The organism is Ensifer aridi (assembly GCF_002078505.1).
Lineage (GTDB): Bacteria > Pseudomonadota > Alphaproteobacteria > Rhizobiales > Rhizobiaceae > Sinorhizobium > Sinorhizobium aridi.
Genome location: NZ_LUAV01000067.1, coordinates 1,343 through 1,777, shown reverse-complemented (window position 1 = coordinate 1,777; position 435 = coordinate 1,343). Strand labels below are relative to the sequence as shown.

The 435-nt window shown below is 60.7% G+C and carries 1 protein-coding gene; it reads left to right on the top strand.

Features of this window, described 5'->3' with window-relative positions:
• The first annotated feature begins 56 nt into the window (after nucleotides 1-56).
• Nucleotides 57-425 carry an IS66-like element accessory protein TnpA gene (gene tnpA / locus AYK65_RS31265; protein ID WP_139793423.1) on the top strand — a complete coding sequence of 123 codons (369 nt, stop codon included), beginning with the start codon at nucleotides 57-59 and terminating at the stop codon, nucleotides 423-425.
• Nucleotides 426-435: the final 10 nt, after the last annotated feature.

Sequence of the window (435 nt, the reverse complement as noted above, 5' to 3'; positions counted from 1 at the left end):
TCTTTAACGACGTCTTTAACGTCGTCGTTAGCGACGTGTCTTAGGCGAGGATTGCGATGCGGGTGGAAATTCTTGGGCAGGAACGGCGGCGCCGGTGGTGCGACGAACAGAAGCTCGAGATTATCATGTCGGTTGGGATCGGCGGGGCGACGGTGACTGAGGTTGCGCAGCGACACGATGTGACACGACAGCAGATTTACACCTGGCGCAGTGAGCTGAAGAAGAAGGGACTGTTGTCGCCTTCTGCGAATGCGGTGTTTGTTCCCGTGGAGATGAATGGGACGCAGACCGGGCGCCGCGGGGACCAGCAGGACCCCTCTGGGATGATCGAGTTGCGATTGGCCTGCGGTCGCAGCCTTTGCTTCGACAGCGGCGTGGATGCCGCCACGCTGACGCGGCTTATCCGGGCGGTGGAGTCGGCATGATTGGACCAGG

What these genes read in the sequence shown, in the direction of transcription:
- tnpA (WP_139793423.1), top strand. Translation starts at nt 57, where the DNA reads ATGCGGGTGGAAATTCTTGGGCAGGAACGGCGGCGCCGGTGGTGCGAC.